This is a genomic window from Arthrobacter sp. SIMBA_036 (assembly GCF_046535135.1).
In the GTDB taxonomy this organism is placed as follows: domain Bacteria; phylum Actinomycetota; class Actinomycetes; order Actinomycetales; family Micrococcaceae; genus Arthrobacter.
Genome location: NZ_JAWRXG010000309.1, coordinates 1 through 256 on the forward strand (window position 1 = coordinate 1; position 256 = coordinate 256).

The 256-nt window shown below is 66.4% G+C and carries 1 protein-coding gene; it reads left to right on the forward strand.

Annotated features, from left to right (window positions below; translation table 11 throughout):
• Positions 1-256: glycosyl hydrolase family 8 (locus SB659_RS20000; RefSeq protein ID WP_410551682.1), on the forward strand; the 256-nt coding region annotated here is incomplete at both ends.

The following is a 256-nucleotide window of genomic DNA, read 5'->3' on the forward strand; positions in this document are numbered from 1 at the left end:
GATCTATGAGGCCCTGCCGGTGATGGCGCTGCTGGCGCCATCCGATCAGTGGCAGAAACTGACGGATGACGGGCTGGCCCTGCTGCGCTCCATGCAGTTCGGCCCGCGCAAGCTGCCTGCCGAATGGGTGAGCCTGGCGCGCATGCCGGCCCCGGCCGAAGGTTTCGATGCCGAGTTTGCCTATAACTCGGTTCGCATCCCGCTTTATCTCGCCCGCGCCGGCATTGCCGACAAGGCGCTGCTCTCCCGGCTGCAG